This is a genomic window from Streptomyces sp. NPDC021115 (assembly GCF_044333065.1).
GTDB lineage: Bacteria > Actinomycetota > Actinomycetes > Streptomycetales > Streptomycetaceae > Streptomyces.
In genome coordinates, this window is record NZ_JBIRQF010000001.1 from 101,603 (window position 1) to 121,029 (window position 19,427).

General features: G+C 72.0%; 24 protein-coding genes and 1 riboswitch. Of the genes, 19 read left to right on the forward strand and 5 right to left on the reverse strand.

Features of this window, described 5'->3' with window-relative positions:
* The first annotated feature begins 25 nt into the window (after window positions 1-25).
* The 5 genes from ACH4TL_RS00390 to ACH4TL_RS00410 all read left to right on the forward strand — a co-directional run bounded on the left by ACH4TL_RS00390 (window position 26) and on the right by ACH4TL_RS00410 (window position 6,418).
* On the forward strand, window positions 26-1,474 hold the full coding sequence (locus ACH4TL_RS00390; RefSeq protein WP_398322655.1) for a sodium:solute symporter: 1,449 nt from the start codon (window positions 26-28) through the stop codon (window positions 1,472-1,474).
* Window positions 1,475-1,502: 28 nt separating this feature from the next.
* Window positions 1,503-3,146 carry a thiamine pyrophosphate-binding protein gene (locus tag ACH4TL_RS00395; protein ID WP_398322652.1) on the forward strand — a complete coding sequence of 548 codons (1,644 nt, stop codon included), beginning with the start codon at window positions 1,503-1,505 and terminating at the stop codon, window positions 3,144-3,146.
* A gap of 143 nt (window positions 3,147-3,289) precedes the next feature.
* Window positions 3,290-4,018 carry an ABC transporter ATP-binding protein gene (locus ACH4TL_RS00400; protein WP_398322649.1) on the forward strand — a complete coding sequence of 243 codons (729 nt, stop codon included), beginning with the start codon at window positions 3,290-3,292 and terminating at the stop codon, window positions 4,016-4,018.
* Entirely contained in the window at window positions 4,000-5,259 is a 1,260-nt protein-coding gene (locus ACH4TL_RS00405; RefSeq protein ID WP_398322646.1) for a hypothetical protein, read from the forward strand. Before ACH4TL_RS00400 ends, ACH4TL_RS00405 begins: the two co-directional genes overlap by 19 nt.
* Before the next feature lie 34 nt (window positions 5,260-5,293).
* A complete protein-coding gene (locus tag ACH4TL_RS00410) occupies window positions 5,294-6,418 on the forward strand; it encodes an LOG family protein (protein WP_398322643.1) in 1,125 nt (374 codons plus the stop codon).
* A gap of 5 nt (window positions 6,419-6,423) precedes the next feature.
* Here ACH4TL_RS00410 and ACH4TL_RS00415 read toward each other — a convergent pair whose 3' ends face one another.
* From ACH4TL_RS00415 to ACH4TL_RS00435, 5 genes are all read right to left on the reverse strand, one after another.
* Window positions 6,424-7,467 carry an ABC transporter ATP-binding protein gene (locus ACH4TL_RS00415; protein ID WP_398322640.1) on the reverse strand — a complete coding sequence of 348 codons (1,044 nt, stop codon included), beginning with the start codon at window positions 7,465-7,467 and terminating at the stop codon, window positions 6,424-6,426.
* Between the two features lie 15 nt (window positions 7,468-7,482).
* Window positions 7,483-9,096 carry an ABC transporter permease gene (locus ACH4TL_RS00420; RefSeq protein WP_398322637.1) on the reverse strand — a complete coding sequence of 538 codons (1,614 nt, stop codon included), beginning with the start codon at window positions 9,094-9,096 and terminating at the stop codon, window positions 7,483-7,485.
* A gap of 95 nt (window positions 9,097-9,191) precedes the next feature.
* Window positions 9,192-10,265, reverse strand: a complete 1,074-nt coding sequence (locus ACH4TL_RS00425) for a thiamine ABC transporter substrate binding subunit (RefSeq protein WP_398322634.1) — start codon at window positions 10,263-10,265, stop codon at window positions 9,192-9,194.
* Window positions 10,261-10,364, reverse strand: a riboswitch (TPP riboswitch). Its footprint overlaps the gene before it by 5 nt.
* Before the next feature lie 97 nt (window positions 10,365-10,461).
* Entirely contained in the window at window positions 10,462-11,568 is a 1,107-nt protein-coding gene (rlmN, locus tag ACH4TL_RS00430) for a 23S rRNA (adenine(2503)-C(2))-methyltransferase RlmN (RefSeq protein WP_398301601.1), read from the reverse strand.
* A 592-nt stretch (window positions 11,569-12,160) separates the two neighbouring features.
* Window positions 12,161-12,907, reverse strand: a complete 747-nt coding sequence (locus ACH4TL_RS00435) for a GntR family transcriptional regulator (protein ID WP_398322631.1) — start codon at window positions 12,905-12,907, stop codon at window positions 12,161-12,163.
* Window positions 12,908-13,102: 195 nt separating this feature from the next.
* On the opposite strand from ACH4TL_RS00435, the gene ACH4TL_RS00440 reads away from it, so the two are divergent.
* The 14 genes from ACH4TL_RS00440 to repSA all read left to right on the forward strand — a co-directional run bounded on the left by ACH4TL_RS00440 (window position 13,103) and on the right by repSA (window position 19,427).
* On the forward strand, window positions 13,103-13,432 hold the full coding sequence (locus ACH4TL_RS00440; protein ID WP_398322629.1) for a hypothetical protein: 330 nt from the start codon (window positions 13,103-13,105) through the stop codon (window positions 13,430-13,432).
* A 2-nt stretch (window positions 13,433-13,434) separates the two neighbouring features.
* Window positions 13,435-14,814, forward strand: coding sequence for an FtsK/SpoIIIE domain-containing protein (locus ACH4TL_RS00445; protein ID WP_398322626.1), 1,380 nt, complete (start codon window positions 13,435-13,437; stop codon window positions 14,812-14,814).
* An 80-nt stretch (window positions 14,815-14,894) separates the two neighbouring features.
* On the forward strand, window positions 14,895-15,098 hold the full coding sequence (locus ACH4TL_RS00450) for a hypothetical protein (RefSeq protein WP_398322623.1): 204 nt from the start codon (window positions 14,895-14,897) through the stop codon (window positions 15,096-15,098).
* Window positions 15,099-15,159: 61 nt separating this feature from the next.
* The gene (locus ACH4TL_RS00455) at window positions 15,160-15,330 is read left to right on the forward strand and encodes a hypothetical protein (RefSeq protein WP_398322620.1); all 171 of its coding nucleotides are present in this window, start codon (window positions 15,160-15,162) and stop codon (window positions 15,328-15,330) included.
* Window positions 15,330-15,998, forward strand: a complete 669-nt coding sequence (locus ACH4TL_RS00460; protein ID WP_398322617.1) for a DUF2637 domain-containing protein — start codon at window positions 15,330-15,332, stop codon at window positions 15,996-15,998. The genes ACH4TL_RS00455 and ACH4TL_RS00460 overlap by 1 nt, the downstream gene beginning before the upstream one ends.
* 15 nt (window positions 15,999-16,013) lie before the next feature.
* The gene (locus tag ACH4TL_RS00465; RefSeq protein ID WP_398322612.1) at window positions 16,014-16,184 is read left to right on the forward strand and encodes a hypothetical protein; all 171 of its coding nucleotides are present in this window, start codon (window positions 16,014-16,016) and stop codon (window positions 16,182-16,184) included.
* 22 nt (window positions 16,185-16,206) lie between these two features.
* The gene (locus tag ACH4TL_RS00470) at window positions 16,207-16,386 is read left to right on the forward strand and encodes a hypothetical protein (RefSeq protein ID WP_398322609.1); all 180 of its coding nucleotides are present in this window, start codon (window positions 16,207-16,209) and stop codon (window positions 16,384-16,386) included.
* A gap of 2 nt (window positions 16,387-16,388) precedes the next feature.
* Window positions 16,389-16,571, forward strand: coding sequence for a mobile element transfer protein (locus ACH4TL_RS00475; RefSeq protein ID WP_398322606.1), 183 nt, complete (start codon window positions 16,389-16,391; stop codon window positions 16,569-16,571).
* Window positions 16,572-16,592: 21 nt separating this feature from the next.
* The gene (locus tag ACH4TL_RS00480) at window positions 16,593-16,871 is read left to right on the forward strand and encodes a hypothetical protein (protein WP_398322603.1); all 279 of its coding nucleotides are present in this window, start codon (window positions 16,593-16,595) and stop codon (window positions 16,869-16,871) included.
* Window position 16,872: 1 nt separating this feature from the next.
* Window positions 16,873-17,124, forward strand: coding sequence for a hypothetical protein (locus tag ACH4TL_RS00485; protein WP_398322600.1), 252 nt, complete (start codon window positions 16,873-16,875; stop codon window positions 17,122-17,124).
* A gap of 92 nt (window positions 17,125-17,216) precedes the next feature.
* On the forward strand, window positions 17,217-17,402 hold the full coding sequence (locus tag ACH4TL_RS00490) for a hypothetical protein (protein WP_398322597.1): 186 nt from the start codon (window positions 17,217-17,219) through the stop codon (window positions 17,400-17,402).
* A 5-nt stretch (window positions 17,403-17,407) separates the two neighbouring features.
* Window positions 17,408-17,605 carry a hypothetical protein gene (locus tag ACH4TL_RS00495; RefSeq protein WP_398322594.1) on the forward strand — a complete coding sequence of 66 codons (198 nt, stop codon included), beginning with the start codon at window positions 17,408-17,410 and terminating at the stop codon, window positions 17,603-17,605.
* The gene (locus tag ACH4TL_RS00500; protein WP_398322591.1) at window positions 17,602-18,042 is read left to right on the forward strand and encodes an ASCH domain-containing protein; all 441 of its coding nucleotides are present in this window, start codon (window positions 17,602-17,604) and stop codon (window positions 18,040-18,042) included. Before ACH4TL_RS00495 ends, ACH4TL_RS00500 begins: the two co-directional genes overlap by 4 nt.
* Entirely contained in the window at window positions 18,039-19,427 is a 1,389-nt protein-coding gene (gene repSA / locus ACH4TL_RS00505; RefSeq protein WP_398322588.1) for a replication initiator protein RepSA, read from the forward strand. Before ACH4TL_RS00500 ends, repSA begins: the two co-directional genes overlap by 4 nt.

Consider the following 19,427-nt stretch of genomic DNA (forward strand, 5'->3'; position numbering starts at 1 on the left):
ACCGTCCCCCGTGAGGAGCCCCACCATGACCGCTGTCGACTACACGGTGATCGTCGTCTATCTCGCGGGCATGCTCGCCCTCGGCTGGTGGGGAATGCGCCGCACCTCGTCCACCAGCGACTTCCTGGTCGCGGGCCGCCGTCTGGGCCCCGCCATGTATTCCGGGACGATGGCCGCGATCGTCCTCGGCGGCGCCTCGACCATCGGCGGCGTCGGCCTCGGCTACCAGTACGGGCTCTCGGGCGCCTGGATGGTCTTCACCATCGGCCTCGGCCTGCTCGCGCTGTCCATCTTCTTCTCCGCGCGCATCACCCGCCTCAAGGTCTACACGGTCAGCCAGATGCTGGACCTGCGCTACGGCGGCTCGTCCGGGCTGATATCGGGCATCGTGATGTGGGCGTACACCCTGATGCTCGCGGTCACCTCGACCATCGCGTACGCGACCATCTTCGACGTGATCTTCGGTCTCGACCGCGTCGTGGCGATCGTGCTCGGCGGGGCCATCGTGATCTGCTACTCGACGCTCGGCGGCATGTGGTCGATCACGCTCACCGACATGGTGCAGTTCGTCGTGAAGACCGTCGGCGTGCTCCTCCTGCTGCTGCCGATCGCCGTCGTCAAGGCGGGCGGCTTCGCCGCGATGAAGGCCGAACTGCCGTCCGGCTACTTCTCCCCCATGGGCATCGGCGCCCAGACGGTCTTCACCTATGTGCTCATCTACTCCTTCGGCATGCTCATCGGCCAGGACATCTGGCAGCGCGTCTTCACCGCCCGCGACGACAAGGTGGCCCGCCTCGGCGGCACGGCGGCCGGTACGTACTGTCTGGTGTACGCGATCGCGGGCGCGGTCATCGGTACGGCGGCGAAGGTCCTCTACCCCGACCTCGGCGCCCCCGACGACGCGTTCGCGACGATCGTCAAGGACGCCCTGCCCATCGGCGTGAAGGGCCTGGTCCTGGCCGCCGCCCTGTCCGCGGTGATGTCGACCTCCTCCGGCGCGCTCATCGCCTGCGCCACGGTCGCGAACAACGACATCTGGGCCCGCCTCCGGGGCCGCCCCGCCACCGCCTCGCACGACGAGGTCGCGGGCAACCGCCTCTTCATCCTCGTCATGGGCCTCACCGTGGTCGGCATCTCCATCGCGCTGAACAACGTCGTCGAGGCGCTGACCGTCGCGTACAACGTGCTGGTCGGCGGGCTGTTGGTGCCGATCCTGGGCGGCCTGCTGTGGAAGCGCGGCACCGGCGCGGGCGCGCTGGCCTCGGTGGCCGTGGGCGGTCTGACGGTGATCGGGCTGATGGTCTGGAAGGGCGTCCTCGCCAATGAGCCCATCTATCTCGGCCTGCTGGCCTCCCTGGTGGCGTACGTGGCGGTGAGCCTGTCCACGAAGCCGACGGACCCGGCGGTCCTGGACGCCTGGCACCGCCGACTGACCGGTGACCCGGCGCCCGAACCGGCCCCGGCCAACGCGTAACACCCGACCCATCACGAAAGGGCACCCCATGGGCACCGCTCCGCGCGAGCGCCACGGCGGCGATCTCGTCGTCGAATCCCTCACCGCGCTCGGCGCGACCACCGTCTTCGGGCTCCCCGGTCAGCACGCGCTCGGCGCCTTCGACGCGCTGCGCCGCTCCGGCCTCGACTACGTGGGTCTGCGCGTGGAGAACAACGCGGGGTTCGCTGCCGACGCCTTCGCCCGCATCACCAACTCCGTCGCCCCGCTGCTGGTGTCCACCGGGCCCGGCGCGCTGATGACGCTGGCGGCGCTCCAGGAGTCGGCCGCGGCGTCCGCGCCGGTGCTGGGGATCGGCAGTCAGGTGCCCACCCCGGGGCTCGGCGGCGGCCGCAAGGGGTATCTGCATGAACTGGCCGACCAGAAGGCGTCGTTCCGCGACATCGTCAAGTCCGTCCACACCGTCCGCACGGCCTCGCAGATCCCGTCCGCCCTGGCCGCCGCCTGGGCGTCCGCCCTGGAGGCACCGGCGGGCCCGGTGTGGCTGGAGATACCGCAGGACGTCCTGCTCGCCCCTACCTCCGTACCGCCCGTCACCTCCCTGAGCGCCGCACCGCGCCCGCTGCCGCCCCGACCGGAGCTCACGGAACGCGCCGCACGGCTCCTGGGCGCGGCGGAGCGCCCCGTGATCCTCGCCGGAGGCGGGGTCGTGCGCGCGGGGGCGTGCGAGGAACTGCGTGCGCTGGCCGAGCGCCTGGACGCCCCCGTGGCCACGACGTTCGGCGGGAAGGGCGCGTTCCCCTGGGAGCATCCCCTCTCCCTCCAGTCCTGGCTGGAGGACCGGCACACGACAGATCTGCTGGAGGACGCGGACGTCCTGCTGGTGGTCGGCTCGGGGCTCGGCGAACTCTCGTCCAACTACCACACGTTCCGCCCCCGCGGTCAGGTCGTCCAGATCGAGGCCGACCTCGGCAAGCTGGAGTCCAACCACCCGGCCCTCGGCATCCACGCCGACGCGAAGCCCGCCCTGGCCGCCCTCATCACGGCCGTTCCGGAGCGCCCGGAGACCACCGGCGCCAAGACCGCGGCCGCCCTGCTGGACCGGGTACGGCAACGGATCGCCGCCCAGGATCTGGACCTGGAGCAGCGGATGCTGGGGGCCGTACGGGACGCCCTCCCCGACGACGCGCCCAGCTTCTGGGACATGACGATCCTCGCGTACTGGGCCTGGTCCGCGTTCGATCCGCGCGCGGGCGCGATGCACTCCGCGCAGGGCGCGGGCGGCCTCGGCTACGGGTTCCCCGCCGCGCTGGGGGCCGCCGCCGCGGACCGTACGCGGCCCGTGCTGGCCGTGTCGGGCGACGGCGGGGCGATGTACTCGATCGCCGAACTCGCCACCGCCCGCCAGTACGGCCTGCCGGTGACCTGGCTGATCGTGGACGACGGCGGCTACGGCATCCTGCGCGAGTACATGACGGACGCGTTCGGCGAGGCGACGGCCACCGAACTGGCCCGCCCGGACTTCGTCGCGCTCGCCGAGTCCTTCGGCGTACCGGCCGTGACGACGGCACCCGACCGGCTGCGCACCGACCTGGCGGCGGCGCTGGCCGCCCCGGGCCCCTCGGTCGTCGTCCTCCCCGCCCGCCCGCGCATGTTCGCGCCGACCCACCTCGAAGAGCCACGCCAGGGCTGATCGGAGGAACTGGGCCCGCACCCGGCCGAGCCTCAGGCGCTGGCCCCGCCGGGAGTCCTTACCGTGCCAGTGACCCATTGGCTCCGGCCTCGTTCACCCCGTCGGGGGAACGGGACGATCGCAGGTAAGGCGAGGTGCTCTGGATGGTGGCTCCGCCGGACAACGACGTGCTCCGGGCACGCACCCTGTCGTACGCCCATGACGGCTCGCCCGCCCTCGCCAGGGTCTCGGTCGACGCCCGGGAGGGCGAGATCCTGGCGGTGACCGGCCCCCGGGGCTGCGGGAAGACCACGCTGCTCAAGTGTCTGTCGGGCCAGCTCGTCCCGGATCACGGAGAGGTGTGGTTCAAGGACACCGCCGTGCACTCCCTCGCCCCGCTGAGCCGCGAGCGGCTGTGGTGCGACCACTTCGGCTGGATCGACACCGAACCGCTGCTGGTGCCCGAGCTGACCGGCTGGGAGAACGCGGCGCTGCCGCTGATGCTGCGCGGTACGGGGCGGCGCGCGGCGAAGAGCGCGGCGTGCGAGTGGCTGGAACGGCTCGACGTCGCCGAGTGCGCGGGAGCGCGCCCCGGCGCGCTGTTGCAGTCGCAGCGTCAGCGGGTCGCGATCGCGCGGTCGCTGGCGCATACGCCCAGCGTCCTGTTCGCGGACGAGCCCACCGCGCCGCTGCACCGCGCCGACCGCGCCCAGGTGCTGCGTACGCTCACCTCGGCGGCCCGTACGCACGGCATCACCGTCGTCCTCGCCACCCAGGACCCCGAGGTGGCCACGCTCGCCGACCGCACCGTGACGCTGCTGGACGGCCGCCTGGTGGACCCGGCGGCGTCCCCCGATTCGGAGGGCATCGCGGCGTGCTCAGCCTCCGCCTGACCCGCGGCTCGCATCCGCTGATCCTGCTGCGCCGGTCCCTGGTGGCCGTCGCGGCGGCGGGCGCGAGCTTTCTGCTGCTGTCCGCCCTGGGGTTCGCGGCGGGCCATCCGGCCGATCCCGACGGGGCGCTCGCGCGGCTGCTGTGGTGCGTCGTACCGCTGGCCGCGACCGTGCAGCTGGCCATGTCGGTCGCCCGCGCCGACCCCAGCACCCGCCCGGGGGCGGGGCTCGCCGCGGCGGGGCTCGGCCCGGCCCGGCTGGCGCTGCTGGCGGGCGTCGCGACGGCGACGGCGTGCGCGGCCGGGAGCGCGCTGGCGCTGCTGGCCTTCCTCCACCTGCGCGGCGATGTGGGCGGCTCGTGGCTGCTGTGGGCGGGCAGCGGCGCCGCGGGCCGCGCGCTCGGCGCGGAGCGGCCGCTGCCGCTGGTGGGGGCGGTCACGCTGGTGGCCGTCGTACCGGTGGTGGCGGGCGCGGCGAGCGCCGCGGGCCTGTGGCCCCGGCAGCCGCTGCCGGGAGCGCACCAGATGCCGGGGGCCGGGCCCGAGGCCCGTACGGCACGGCCCGCCGTCCCCACCGTGGCGACCGGCTCGCTCACCCCGCCGCCGCACCGCGCGGTGTCCGCCCTGCCGTGGGGCGTCGCGCTGACCGCGGCGGGGCTCATGCTGGGGGCGTACGCGGGGCGCGGGGAACATCCGTCCCCCGGCGCGCTGGTGTCGCTGTCCGGGGGCTTCGGCGGCAGCACACCCGAGGTGCTGAGCGGCTGGGTCCTGACGGTGGCCGGGCTGATCCTGGCCGGGCCGGGGCTCGTCCACGGCTGCGGCGGGCTGCTGGCCCTGGGGCGGCCGGGCCCGCTGCGACTGCTGTCGGGGCGGATGCTCCAGCAGGAGGCGGGGCTGATCGGCCGTCCGCTGGGCGTGCTGTGCGCGGTCGCCGCCGGGCTGTACGGGGCGCTGCGGCTGCACGCGGCGGCCCACGGTCACTCCGGCGCCCGCGCCTTCGGTCCGCTCACCGACCTGGGCGTGGGCCTGGTCCTGATGTGCGCGTTCACCACGGTGCTCACGGCGGCGCTGGAGGCGCGCGGCGCGCGGCGGCGCACCACGGCCGCGCTGCTGCGCCTCGGCGCGTCGGCCCGGCTGCTGCGGGGCGCGGCCGCGCTGCGCGGTGCGGCCCTGCTGCTCCTGCTGGCGCCGGTGGCCTGGGGTGTGGGCGAGTTGACGACGATGCCGTTCACCCATCGCTGACCGCACCGGCGTTCGATGTGATTAGCATGACGCCGTGCAGACCGATGACGCAGACACCACCGCACCCGATGTCGAAATAGAGTCGCTGGAGGAGTTCGACCAGGTCGTCGCCCGCGGCACGCTGGCCGGATACCGGGTCCAGTCCGTCGATCTGACGGCCCGTACGTCCGCGCTGCTGTCCACCGACGCCGACCGGGCGGTCTTCCTTGGCTGCCCGATGGAGCCGGAGGCCGCCGCGCGGGTACGGGCGCAGGGGGCGCTGGTCTTCCCGCCCGTGCCGGACCTGCCGTTCGACCCGTACCGCGGCACCCTCTACACCGCGGCCGAGCTGTTCGAGGGCCTGGCCGACGGCGCGGACGGCTACGCGGGCACGCCGGACGCCCTCGCGTACGCCTGGTACGAGCGGACCAAGGCCGACGGCGACATCTTCTCCTCGATGCTGCGCTCCATCCACGACGACGCGGTCTCCGACGCCCTCGACGAACAGCTCACCGGCGCCCGGGTGGTGGGCGTGATGGGCGGGCACGCGCTGGAGCGCGGCTCCGAGGGGTACGCGGGCGCCGCCCGGCTCGGGCAGGCGCTGGCGCGGTCCGGGCTGACGGTCGCGACGGGCGGCGGCCCGGGCGCGATGGAGGCCGCCAACCTGGGCTCGTACACGGCACCGCTCCCGGACGCGGCGCTGAAGGAGGCGCTTGACCTCCTCGCCGGGGCGCCCTCGTTCCGCCCGTCGGTCGGCGCCTGGGCCTCGGCCGCGTTCGCGGTGCGGGAGCGGTGGCCGGACGGCGGCGCCTCGGTGGGCATTCCGACCTGGTTCTACGGGCACGAGCCGCCGAACGCCTTCGCCTCGCACATCGCCAAGTACTTCGCCAACGCGACCCGCGAGGACGGGCTGCTGGCCCGGTCGAACGCGGGCGTCGTCTTCCTGCCCGGCGCCGCCGGAACGCTTCAGGAGATCTTCGACAACGCCACGCCGAACTACTACGAGTCGCGCGGTGAGCCGACCCCGATGGTGCTCGTGGACCGCGACCACTGGACGCGCCGCCTGCCCGCCTGGCCGCTGCTCGAAGCGCTCGCGGAGGGGCGGTCGATGAAGACCCGTATCGCGCTGGTGGACTCGGTGGACGAGGCCCCGGACGCCCTCGCCTCCCTGACGGGCTGAACGTTCTACGGCGAACCCAGCACCACCACGTCCGCCGCGTCGAAGGCCACCCCGACCCGGTCTCCTGCCTCCGGGGCGTCCCGCAGCGCGCAGGACGCCTCCAGGCGGGGCCCGTGCTCCGGCTGGAGGACGACCGTCACACGGTCGCCGCGGAAGGTGCGCGCCGCGACCGTACAGGGCAGCCCGTCCGCGGGGGCGGTGAGCCGTACCCCGGCCGGTCGGACGAGCAGCCGCACCGGGCCGCCCGGCCGGGATCCTGGCGGCACCGGCAGCTTGCCCCAGGGGGTGTCGGCGATCTCGCCGTGCACGGTCGCCCCGACCACGTTGTCGAAGCCGAGGAAGCGGGCGACGAACTCGTTCGCCGGGTGCTGCCACACCTCCAGCGGGGTGCCGGACTGGGCGATCCTGCCGTCCTCCATCACCACCACCCGGTCGGCGAGCGCGAACGCCTCGCCCTGGTCGTGGGTGACGGCGAGGACCGTGGTGCCCAGCCGCGCGAACAGCTCCCGCAGCTCCATGACCAGCCGCTCCCGCAGCCCTCGGTCGAGCTGGCCCAGCGGCTCGTCCAGCATCAGCAGCCGCGGCCGGGGCGCCAGCGCGCGGGCGAGCGCGACGCGCTGCTGCTCACCGCCGGACAGCGAGTCGACGGCCCGCCGCTGAGCGCCGGGCAGCCCGACCAGGTCCAGCAGTTCGGCGACGCGGCGGTCCGCCTCCGCGCGTCCCGTCCCCCGCATCCGCAGCCCGAAGGCGACGTTGCCGCCCACGTCGCGCTGCGGGAACAGCTGATGGTCCTGGAACATCAGCCCCACCCCGCGCCGGTGGGTGGGTATGCCGCGCTGATCGCGGCCCCCGAGCCACACCCGGCCCGAGGCGGCACGCTGGAGTCCGGCCACCACGCGCAGCATCGTGGACTTGCCGCTTCCGCTCGGGCCCAGCACGCACACGGTCTCGTGCTCGGCGACGGCCAGGTCGACGGCGTCGAGCGCGTCATGGCGTCCGTACCGGACGGACACCCCGTCCAGGCGCAGCAGTGGCGTCGGCGGCGTCATCAGGATCCCCCCATGTCAGAACTCCCCCGAGCGGTCGGTGCGGATGCGCTCCAGGACCAGCAGGGAGCAGGCGCACACCAGCATCAGGATCGTGCTCAGGGCCATAGCCTGCCCGTAGTTGAGCTGTCCCGCCCGGCCCAGGAAGCGCGCGACGGCCACCGGGAGGGTGGGCAGGTCGGGGCGGGCGATGAAGACCGTCGCCCCGAACTCGCCGAGCGAGACGGCGAACGCGAAACCCGCCGCGACCGCCAGCGCCCGCCCCACCAGCGGCAGATCCACCTCGCGCCAGGCGCGCAGCGGGGACGCGCCGAGCACGGCGGCGGCCTCCCGCAGCCGGTGATCCACGGCCCGCAGGACGGGCAGCAGGGTGCGGACGACGAACGGCACGCCCACCAGGGCCTGCGCGAGCGGGACGATGAGCCAGGAGGCCCGCAGATCCAGCGGGGGTTCGTCGAGCGCGATGAGGAAGCCGAAGCCGACGGTGACGGCGGAGGTGCCCAGCGGCAGCATCAGCAGGGCGTCGAAGCCGCGGACGAGACGCCCGGCCCTGCGGGTGAGCGCGGCGGCGGCGAGACCGCCGACGACGACGGCGAAGAGGGTGGCGACGGCCGCGTACTGGAGGGAGTTGCCGATGGCGTCCACGGGGGCCACGAAGAAGGTGCCGCCGCTGTCGGCGGCGGACTGGAGCGCCTCGTAGTACGTGAACCCGTAGCCGTCAGGCCCGTGGAGCGAGCGTTCCACCAGCACCGCGAGCGGCAGCACGATCAGCAGCGCCACGACCGCCAGCACCCCCGCGAGCAGCCCCCACTGCGCCGGGCCCTGGGGGCGGCGCGCGGTCCGGGCGGCGTCGACGAGCCGCAGGGCACCCTCCCGGCGCCGTACGGTCCAGGCGTGCAGGGCGAGCACGGCCGCGACCGCCGCGAACTGGACGAGGGTCAGCACCGCGGCCGTCGGCAGGTCCAGCAGCTGCGCGGTCTGCCGGTAGATGGCCACCTCCAGGGTGGCGTAGCGCGGGCCGCCGAGGATCTGGATGACGCCGAAGGAGGTGAACGTGAACAGGAAGACCATCAGCGCGGCGGCGGCCACGGCGGGCCCCAGCGCGGGCAGGGTGATCCGGCGCCAGGCCGCGAGGCGGCTCGCGCCGAGCACCCGCGCGGCCTCCTCCTGGCGCGGGTCGAGCTGCGCCCACAGCCCGCCGACGGTGCGGACGACGACCGCGTAGTTGAAGAAGACGTGGGCCAGCAGGATCGCCCAGACGCTGGTGTCGAGCCGTATCCCCCACAGCTCGTCCAGCAGCCCGCCGCGCCCGAGCAGCCCCAGGAACGCGGACCCGGCGACGACCGTCGGCAGCACGAACGGCACGGTCACCACGGCGCGCAGCAGCCCCTTGCCGGGGAAGGCGAAGCGGGCGAAGACATACGCGCCGGGCAGCGCGACCGCCAGCGTCAGCCCGGTCGACGCGGCCGCCTGCCAGCCGGTGAACCACAGGGTGTGCAGGACGGACGGGTCGCCCAGCACCTCGGGTATCCGCCCGAGCTGCCACCGGCCGCCGGTGCGCAGCCCGCGGGTGACGATCGCGGCCACCGGATACGCGAAGAAGACGGCGAAGAAGGCGAGCGGCACTGCCATCAGGGCGAGCCGCACGGCGGCGCCGCGCAGCCTGCCGCGACCGGCCGCGGGCTCTGGCTCTACAGAAGCCGCGGGCTCTACAGAAGCCGCGGGCTCTACAGAACGAGCGAGGACCATGCCTTGACCCAGGACTCACGGTTCTCGGCTATCTTCCGCGGCGGCAGGGTCGCCGGATCGGCGATCTTGACCCCGTACCGGGTGAAGACCTCCGGCAGCTTCGCGCCCTCGCGCACCGGATTGACGTACATGTTCAGCGGTACGTCCTCCTGGAAGCGCTTGGTCAGCAGGAAGTCCAGCAGCGCCTTGCCCCCCTTGGTGTTGCCCGCGCCGTTCAGCAGCCCGGCGAACTCCGTCTGCCGGAAGCAGGTGCCGTCCGCCACCCCGGTCGGGGCCTTCGCGGGCTTCGACTTCGCGTCCGCCACCTCGGCGGGCGGGCTGGAGGCGTAGGAGACGACGAGCGGCTTGTCGCCCTTGGCGCCGCCCGCCGAGCCGGAGAACCGGTCGTAGTACGCCTGCTCCCAGCCGTCGACCACCTCGACGCCGTTGGCCTTCAGCTTCTTCCAGTAGTCCTTCCAGCCGTCGTCGCCGTAGCGGGCGGCGGTGCCGAGCAGGAAGGCGAGACCGGGCGACGAGGTGGCGGCGTTCTCGGTGACCAGCAGGTTCTTGTACGCGGGCTTGGTCAGATCGGCGAACGACCTGGGCGGTGCGAGCTTCTTGCGCGCGAACCAGGCGCGGTCGTAGTTGACGCAGATGTCGCCGTAGTCGACCGGGGTGACGCGGTGCTTCGCCCGGTCGGGCTGGAAGGCCGCGGGGACCTTGTCCAGGCCCTTCGCCTCGTACGGGGTGAACAGGTCATTGTCGAGCGCACGCGAGAGGAGGGTGTTGTCGACGCCGAAGAACACATCGCCCTGCGGATGGCTCTTGGACAGGATCGCCTGGTTGACGGCCGCCCCCGCGTCACCACCGGCCTGCACCCGCACCTTGTAGCCGGTCTTGCGGGTGAACTCCTTGAGGACCGCCTTGGACGCCGCGAACGAGTCGTGCGAGACCAGGGTGACGGTCTTGGAGTCCTTGCCGTCCGCCGCGCCCCCGCCGCAGCCGGTGAGCACTCCGGTGCCGAGGGACCCGACGAGGGCGGCGGTGACGGCACGCCGGAGATGGCTGTTCATGGTGAGGCTGACTCCCTACGCCGGTATGACCCGGATCAGGTTGGAGGGTCTGCGGCCGTGCCGCACTCTCAGCGCTGTCGCGCTCCCCTGTCGGAATGTTCACTTGTCCGTCGTCGCGGGACGGTGGTACGCCGGTGATGCGAAGGCACCGTATCAGCCGGTGGCCGGATCAGCCCGTGGTCGGATCGGCCGGTGGTCAGCGCTCCGTGGCCGCCAGCTGGCCGCACGCCCCGTCGATCTCCTGCCCCCGGGTGTCCCGGACGGTCACCGGCACCCCGTGCGCCTCCAGGGCCGCCACGAACGCCCTCTCGTCCTCGGGCCGGGACGCCGTCCACTTGGAGCCGGGCGTCGGGTTGAGCGGGATGAGGTTGACGTGCACCCGGTGGCCCTTGAGCAGCCGCCCGAGCAGATCGGCGCGCCACGCCTGGTCGTTGATGTCCTTGATCAGGGCGTACTCGATGGAGATCCGGCGGCCGGACTTCTCCGCGTACTCCCACGCCGCGTCCAGGACCTCGCGCACCTTCCAGCGGGTGTTGACCGGCACGAGGGTGTCGCGCAGCTCGTCGTCGGGCGCGTGCAGGGAGACCGCGAGACGGCACTTGAAGCCCTCGTCGGCGAACCGCAGCATCGCCGGGACCAGCCCCACCGTCGAGACGGTGATGCCGCGCTGCGACAGACCGAGGCCGTCAGGCTCGGGGTCGGTGAGGCGGCGGATCGCGCCGATGACCCGGTTGTAGTTGGCCAGCGGCTCACCCATGCCCATGAAGACGATGTTGGACAGCCGGGCCGGGCCTCCGGGGATCTCCCCGTCCCGCAGGGCCCTCATCCCGTCGACGATCTGGTGCACGATCTCGGCGGTGGACAGATTGCGGTCCAAGCCCGCCTGGCCGGTGGCGCAGAACGGGCAGTTCATGCCGCAGCCCGCCTGGGAGCTGATGCACATGGTGACCCGGTCCGGGTAGCGCATCAGCACGGACTCGACCAACGTGCCGTCGAAGAGCCGCCACAGGGTCTTGCGGGTGGTGTCGTCGTCACAGCTGATGTGCCGCACGACGCTCATCAGGTCCGGCAGCAGCCCGGCCGCCAGCTTCTCCCGCGCGGCGGCCGGTACGTCGGTCCACTGGGCGGGGTCGTCGGTGTAGCGGGCGAAGTAGTGACGCGACACCTGACCGGCCCGGAAGGGCTTCTCCCCGAGGGCGGCGACAGCCTCGCGGCGCTCGGCGGGCGTGAGGTCGGCGAGATGCCGCGGGGGCTTCTTGGCCCCACGCGGCACGGCGAAAGTGAGTTCTCCGGGCTTAGGCATGGTTTTCCCAGTGTCGCAGATCAATTCCCGTGACCTGCGGCGGACGATTGTGACTCCTGTCGGCAGTGGTCGTCATCTGTCGTCGTTGATCCCCCTCGGACGGCCCACAGACGGCCCGAGCCTTCCCCACTTCCCCAACCCACCACCCTCCCCAGCTCCCATCCCGTCGCCGTCGTCCCACACACCGTGGAGCAGGCGTGGTTCAGGGCGTCAAGGTGGAGCGCGCCACTGTACGAACGACCTTGACGCCCTGGGCCGCGTCTGCTCGGCTCTGCCTGGGACGACGGTGACGGGATGGGAGCTCCCCGCGCACGCCACGATGGACCTGCGGGCGCAGACGGAGCCCCCGCCATCCCGGAGCCTGAGCGCCCCCGCCGGAGGCACGGTCTGCGGCTTGCGCCTGTGTCGGCCGATTGGGTCTCGACCATTGACCCCGGCCTATCTCGCCTGTGGGCGCGCGTCGGCGGACGGTGCGCGGCGCGGGCCGGAGGCAGGAGCAGAGCGCGACCGGGAGCCGGGAGCGCGCCCGGCGAAGCGAAGCGCAGCCGGGGGCTTGATGAGGTAGAGAAACCTGTAACAGCTCACGGATCGATCACTTGGGGGCTGAGTCGACCTGCCAAAGCCCGGGAGCATAGACGTCTTCCCAGACTTCGATAGGGCCGTCAGCGTCGTGGAAGGTCGTGTGCAGAACGAGGACGGGCACGGCAGCTTCGAACGGTACGTAGACCTCTAGAGCAGCGAGTTCGCTGGAGCTGGCCAGGCGCGCGGTTCGTCGTTCTGGGAACCGAGTGATCTCCTTGCCGGTGCGCTCGGTGTACGTCGTCTGCCAGAAGGGCTTGAGCTGCCCCTGTTGCAGGACTTCCGGGACGGCTTCAAGGACTCGTGGGTGAATGCAGGAGATTGCGACGACGCTGGGCTTCCCCTCCAGATGGAACACCCGCCCCCGGATCACGATCTCATCATGGAGCTCGACCCCGAGCTGTTCGGCGATGTCGACGTCAGCGCAGCTCCGGAGGATGGCCGTGTGATCACTGCTGGTCTCCCCACTCGCGTACATGCGCCCGCTCTTCTCTAGACGCTCTAGTCGGGCAGCTCCGGTCACGGGGACAGGGGAGACGAAGACACCGGCCCCCTTTCGGGCCTTGGCAAGACCCTCGCCCTGAAGGACGCTGAGCGCCTGTCGCACGGTCATGCGCGCCACCTTGTAGGTGGCCATCAGGTCGTTTTCACCCGGCAACCGGTCCCCAGGGGCGTATTCGCCCGACATGATCGCGTTCCTTAGATCATTCGCGATCTGTTGATACTTCCTCGGCTTGCGGGCGTTGCTCTGGTCGGCCATGGACGGTCGTCCTCTCTCGGTCTCTAGACAGCCTACGGCGTCACTAGTCAGCCGAACACCCGGCACGTCCGGTAGTGCAAGCCCTGGTCTACCTAGAGAACTTCTTGACATCTCTAGAACAGTCGGCTCTACTGGAGCCTACCTAGAGCAGTTGCCCGTCTGGGAACTGTGCCGCCTCGTCAAGGAGTGGCTGCAATGCCTTCGTTCAAGATCGATACTTCGACCGCCACGGTGTTTGTCGCGACCGCGCCGACGCCGAAGCTGGTGAACAAGCAGACCAAGGAGCAGGCCGTAGACAAGGAAACCGGCGCGTTCCTGTCCACGGTGGGGCTGCTGATCTCCGATGAGGGTGAGGGCAACCTGTACCAGGTGACCGTGCCCGAGACGGGTATCCCGGAGGGACTGACGCCGGGCACCCTGGTGTCGGTGGTCGGCCTCAAGGCCCGGGACTGGGAGAACACCTTCAACGGCCAGACTCGCCACGGCATCGCGTTCCGCGCGACCGCGATCGTGACGGGGGCCTGATCGTGTCGGACCTGGTGACGCTGCTGGAGATCGGTACACCGCTGGCCGGTGCTGGTGGTCTGGGCTACGCCAAGATCAAGGCCCCGGCGGTGTACTGGTCCCTGGTGGGCATGCCCATCACCCGGGCCCGGTTCGCCTTCACCTACAGCTCCACCATGGACGTGTGCGGGCTAACCGTCGCTCCGTCCCGGTTCCGCGCCTTCCTCTCCCGGGCCGTCACCCGTAGCCGGGAGGCGCAGCCGGTACCGCCGAAGGTGCGCCGGGTCCGCCCCACCTCGACCGGGCTACGGGTGACCCTGCGGCTGCCCGCCGGGATGGAACCCGCCGACGTCGCCGCCGCCTCGAACCGGCTGCGCCATGCTTGGGGCGTCCACGCCGTCCACGTGGTGGAGGGCAAGCCCGGCACGGTCGAGCTGCGCATGACCGGCTACGACGTACTGCACCGGGTACGGATGCCGCGCCGGGTGCCGCGTGGGCCGATGGTGGTCCCGGTGGCCCGCCGTGAGGACGGGACGGCGTTCGTCCGTGACTACCGGGCGGTTCCGCACGGGCTGACCCTGGGAGCGAACCAGTCGGGCAAGTCCATGTACCAGCGCAACCTGATCAAGGGGCTGGCCGAACTGCCGGTCGCGCTGGTGGGGATCGACTGCAAGCGGGGGGTTGAGCAGGCTCCGTTCGCCCCGCGCCTGTCGGCCCTGGCCACCAACCCCAATGAGGCTTCCGCCCTGGTGGATGCGCTGGTGGGTGAGATGGAAGACCGCTTCGACCTGCTCAAGGATCACCAGGGCATCACCGCCAGCACCCCGGAAGCGCAGATCACCTCCGACATCTGGGGCCTGCCCAAGGACAAGCGGCCGGTGCCGATCGTGGTCCTGGTGGATGAGGTGGCCGAGCTGTTCATGGCCACCACCCGGAAGGATGAGGAACGCCGGGACCGGATGGTCATGCAGGTGGTCCGCATGGCTCAGCTCTCTCGCGCGGTGGGCATCTACCTGGAGATCTGCGGGCAGCGCTTCGGCTCCGAGCTGGGTAAGGGCGCCACCATGCTCCGCGCCCAGCTCACCGGCCGTGTCGTGCACCGCGTCAACGACAAGCAGACCGCCGAGATGGGGCTCGGCGACATCGCGCCGGACGCCGTGTCGGCCGCGACATCGATCCGGCCGGACCGTCCGGGCCTGGCCGTGGCCGGGGACACCTCCGGCGGTTGGTCCCGCATCCGCACCCCTGAGATCAGCATCGGTGACGTGGTCGCGGTCTGCCGCGAGAACGCGCACTTGACCCCGGACATCCCGGCCCTGGCCGCCTACCGTCCCGCCGTCCCGGCCCTGGCCGCCCCCGGCGAGGCTTCGCCACTGGTCAAGCCCCGCCCGGTGACCGAGTAACACCCCCTGCTCCCACGGTCGGCGCGACCTCATCGCGCCAGGTCCCTACCCGAGCCATGCCCGAACCAGGAGTGATCGCCATGGCCGAACGGAAGACCACCGCCGCCCGCCGGACCGCCAAGAAGACCGCCGCCCCGGCGGCCCCGCCGAAGTGCCCCACCTGCAACGGCACCGGCGAGATCACCACCGAAATCCGCGTAGGCCGTGGCCGCCGGAAGACCGGCCACCACCAGACCGGACTGTGCCCGGACTGCTTCGGCACCGGTCTGGCCTCGACCACCTGACCAACGCCGCCGGGGCGGCTGACCACACACCGCCCCGGCCCACTCAGCGAAAGGAGACGTCATGAGGGTGCGCATCGTGATCGCGCTGGACGTAGACCCCGACGCCTGGGCGCGCGAATACGGCGTGGCCCGACCCGACGTCCGGACCGACGTGAAGGCCTACTTCGAGGAGCACGCCCACCAGTCCTACCCGGTCGCCGAAGAGATCGTTACATGGCTGGAGGGCCGGTGATGCTGCGCTCACTTCGCCTGGACCCGGTGCTGATTCAAGCCCTCATCGCGGGTGCGCTGTCCTTCGCTCACCTGCATGACCTGGCCGAAGCAGCGGGACAGACCGGCTGGAAAGCCTGGGCCTACCCGGTGTCGGTGGATCTGCTGTTCGTCGCCGCATGGCGCCGGATGCGCGTCCTGCGGGCCAGTGGTAACTCCGCCCGGACCGCGTGGGTGTGGTTCATCATCGCGCTCGCCGCGTCCCTGGGCGCCAACGTCGCCACCGCCGGACTGCTGGACATGAACCACATCCCGGCCGTGCTGCGCATCATCGTCGCCGGATGGCCTGCCCTGGCCTTCCTCGGCGGCACCCTCCTGGCCCACACCCCCACCCCCGCCGACACACCGGCTCCTGAGCCTGTCCCGGATCACGGCGCCCCGGTGCCTGGGGACCGGGAACCGGCGGACGAGGTGACCGTGGAGCGGGCCCCGGAGCCTGCCCCCGAACTCCCCGCCCACGCACCCAAGATGCCCGCCATGCAGGTGCCCCCGGCCCTGGTCGAGCACGCCCGCAAGGTCGCCGACACCCACCGAGCGACAACCGGCGCCCCGATCGACACCGACACCCTGCGCGCCCGACTCGGTGTCCCCGCCCCGATGGCTGACGCCATCGCCGCCCAACTCACCTGACCGGAGACACCACTGATGCGCCCGTCCACCCGATCGGCCCTGGAGCACTCCGCCGCCCTCACCCGCAGCGATCGCCTTGTCGAGGCTCTGGAGGTTGGCGAAGCGGCGATCAACCAGGCCACCGACGACGAACGCACCGAGATCCGCCAATGGCTCGATGACCACGCCGACGACTTCACCGGCTAACCCACCTGAAAGGAGCACCGCCATGGCCCGACGCACCTTTGACAACCCCGCCGATTACCTCGACGCGGCCCGCGAGATGGCCGAGTCCGGACGCCCGACTCTGGCCCAACTGCTCGTCGAGGAGGCAGCGGCCCGCACCGGTGACCCGGTCGAAGCCGAACGCATCCTCAGTGACTGGCTCGGCCCGAACCGGGAGGGCTGACCATGCGCCCGCACCGCTTCCGCGACGTGATCCGCATCGGCCCCGTCCAGGTCGGCACCCACAACGACCAGCGCGGCCGCGAGAAGCACACCGCCGCCTGCACCGCACCACGCTGCGGCTTCTCCGCCGACTACCCCGACCGCTCCGCCGCCGAACTCGCCGCCAAAACCCACCGCTGCACCTGACCCCGGAAGGAGGTGACCCCGATGCGGCACCCCGACGCACAGCTCCGTGCCGGACACATCCCCTCACACCTGGTCCCGCCCGGCACCGACCCGCGAAACGTGGTCGTCGTCCAGGCGCCGCCCCGCTCCTACGCCGGACCGATCCTGCTCACCATCACCATCACCGGCGGCCTCGTCCTCGTCCTCATCGTCGCCGCCATCACGTTCCAGATGGCCGCCGCAGCAGCCGCAGCAGCCGTCCCCACCATCGGCGGCGCCGGTATCACCGTCCGGCTCGCCAAGACACGAAAGGGGGCCTGACATGGCCTTCCGCGATCTGTTTACCCGCAAGACCGACTCCGAGCCCGCCAACCCCGCCATGGCCGAACTCGGCCGCGAGTACGCCAACGCCAAACGCCACCGCGACCGCAAGACCATGAACAAGATCGCTCGACAGTTCGCCGAGCAGTCCAACGGCAGCACCGACGCCGCGTCCTTCGAACACGGCAAGCGGGCCTACGAGGACATCCCCCGCGCCTACTCCGAGCCTCGGCGCGGACGGCGCCGCAGCTAACAGCCCTCCGGGGCGGCCTCTACCGCCAAGTATCCGCCGCCCCGGACGGCCCCACCTTCCCGATCCAACGGACCCGAAAGGGAGACACCATCATGCAGCACACCCATGCCCCCACGCGCCGCTGCAAGACCTGCGACGGCTTCCCCACCGTCGCCATCACCACCGGCACTCGGAACCGCGACGGCTCCCGCGCCACCATCCACGTCACCTGCCCGGCCTGCAAGGGCACCGGCCACACCCCCCGCATCCGCGCCGCCGCCGTCGCGTCCGGGAGGTGATCGCCGTGGCCAACCTGACCCCCACCCCGAGCAGCCCGGGCCTGCACGTCAGCAAGCCCTCCCCCTCCGCGCCCGCCCAGGCATCCGCCGTCTGCCGCTGCGGCGCCTCCGCCACCGCCACCGGCGACGCCCAGGTGCGCGCCCTGGTCGAGGGCTACACCGCCAACCACGGACCGGCCCACAACAAGGAGCCGCGCCGATGACCAAGACCGTCACGACGCTCGACAGCGCCCGCGCTCTCACCTTGTGGCAGCCCTGGGCAAGCTGTATCGCCTACGGCTCCAAGCGGATCGAAAACCGCCGATGGGCCACCGACTACCGGGGCGTGCTGCTCATCCACGCCGGGCGCACCCTCGACCCGAACGCCACCACGGTCCCCCTCGCTCGGCCGTTCCTGCGCCGCCCGCAGCCGACCGGCGCCATCCTCGCCGTCGCGAGGCTCGCCGACTGTCACGCCGACGACGGCTGGTGCTCGCTGTGGTCCGCCTCCGGCCAGTGGCACTGGCGCCTGACTTCCATCGTCCCGCTCGCCCGTCCGCTGCCCTGCCCTGGCGCACGGGGGTTGTGGACACCGCCGCCCGGTCTCATCAAGGCGGCTGTCATCACCGACGCTCTGGCGGCCATGGAGGGCGCCGTATGACCGACTCCGCCACCCTGGCGGGCCTGGACCCGGCCACTCTGAGGGACCTCCTCCGGGTGGCCGGGTCCCCGGGCCTCGACCGCTGGATGGAACAGACCCGCCGCAACGGCGGCTGCGCCGACCCGATCCACCTCACCGGCTCCACCAAGACCCTCGACCCCGCCACCCGCACCGTGCTGCACCACTACAACACCGACACCGAACCCGGCGGACGACTCCGCATCGCCTGCGGCAACCGCCGTGCCTCCCGCTGCCCGTCCTGCGCCTGGACCTACGCCGGAGACACCTACCACCTCATCCGCGCCGGACTCGTCGGCGACCCCGCCAAGGGCACCCCCGACACCGTGCGCGACCACCCCCGCGTCTTCGTCACCCTCACCGCCCCCTCCTTCGGCCCCGTCCACAACCGGCCCGACAACCGGCCCTGCCGCTGCGGCACCTGGCACCCGGAAGACGCGCCCGAACTCGGTGCCCCCATCGACCCGAGCAGGTACGACTACGCGTCGGCGGTGCTGTGGAACAACCACGCCTCCGACCTGTGGCGCTACTTCACCATCTACCTGCGCCGCGAGATCGCAAAGCGGGCAGGCATCACCCAGAAAGCCGCCCGCGAGCAGTCCCGACTGTCCTTCGGCAAGGTCGCCGAGTACCAAAAACGCGGCGCCGTCCACTTCCACGCCGTGATCCGCTTCGACGGACCGGAAGGCCCGGACACCCCGCCCCCGCACTGGGCCAGTCTCGGCCTGCTCACCGACGCCATCCGCGCCGCCGCCGCCCGCGTCGCCGTCGAGGTACCCCCCGCCGGGAACCAGCCGACCCGCACACTGCGCTGGGGCACGGAACTCGACGTCCAGCCCATCGGCGCCTTCGGCGACGGCGAGGAGATCACCGAACAGGCCGTCGCCTCCTACGTGGCCAAGTACGCCACCAAAGCAGCCGAAACCACCGGCACCATCGACCGCCGCGTCGGCAACAAAGAAGCCCTCATCCTCCTCGAGGTGCCTAACCACCCACGACGGCTGATCGAGGCATGCCTCGACCTGCACAAGGTCTACCCCGACCGCAAGCTCCTCCAGTGGGCCCACATGCTCGGCTTCCGGGGCCACTTCTCCACCAAGTCCCGCCGCTACTCCACCACCCTCGGCGCACTCCGCCAGGTCCGCGCCGACTACCGCGCCGCCCAGGAACGCCGGGAACGCGGCCTGCCCAACCCCGACGACCACCCGGAGACCACCACCCTCGTCGTCGCCCACTGGGCCTACGCCGGACACGGCCACACCCCCGGCGAATCCTGGCTCGCCGCCAACATCCGTCGCGACATCGCCGACGCCCGCGAAACCGCCCGCCAAGCCCACGAAGATCTCGACCACGAGGGGGAGTGGTGA